The organism is Parazoarcus communis SWub3 = DSM 12120, assembly GCF_003226565.1.
In the GTDB taxonomy this organism is placed as follows: domain Bacteria; phylum Pseudomonadota; class Gammaproteobacteria; order Burkholderiales; family Rhodocyclaceae; genus Parazoarcus; species Parazoarcus communis.
The window spans coordinates 1-555 of the sequence record NZ_QKOE01000108.1 but is presented as its reverse complement, the minus strand read 5'-3'; the positions used below and the strand labels follow the sequence as shown (position 1 = coordinate 555).

Sequence of the window (555 nt, the reverse complement as noted above, 5' to 3'; positions counted from 1 at the left end):
TGTACCGCCTGGTGTACCAGCCGATCGCCTCGGCCCCGGTCCTGATCCTGCTGATCGTCTCGGTCGCCGCCCACGTCGGCATGGTGGGCCTGGGGCTGCTGTTCTTCGGTGCCGAAGGCCAGCGCACGCCGCCGTTCAGCGATGTCCGCTTCGATGTCGGCCCGCTGCTGGTGTCGGGCCAGACGATCTGGGTCATCGTCGCCTCGCTTGCGCTGATTGTCGCGCTCTACCTGTTCTTCGAGCGCACCATCTACGGCAAGGCCCTGCGCGCCACCGCGATCAACCGCACCGGCGCGCAGCTGATGGGCATCTCGCCCACCCTTGCCGGCAAGCTCACCTTCTTGCTCGCCGCCTTCATCGGCGCCCTGTCGGGCGTGCTGATCGCCCCGATCACCACCATCTACTACGACACCGGCTTCCTCATCGGCCTCAAGGGCTTCGTCGCCGCCATCATCGGCGGGCTGGCGAGCTACCCGGTCGCCGCGGTCGGCGCGGTTCTGGTCGGCCTGCTCGAAGCCTTCTCCTCGTTCTGGGCCAGCGCCTACAAGGAAGTGA

1 protein-coding gene is annotated in these 555 nt (G+C 67.6%); it reads left to right on the top strand.

Annotated features, from left to right (window positions below):
- Positions 1-555, top strand: a 555-nt coding sequence (locus tag DNK49_RS23270; protein ID WP_133255177.1) for a branched-chain amino acid ABC transporter permease, incomplete at both ends; no start/stop codon positions are given.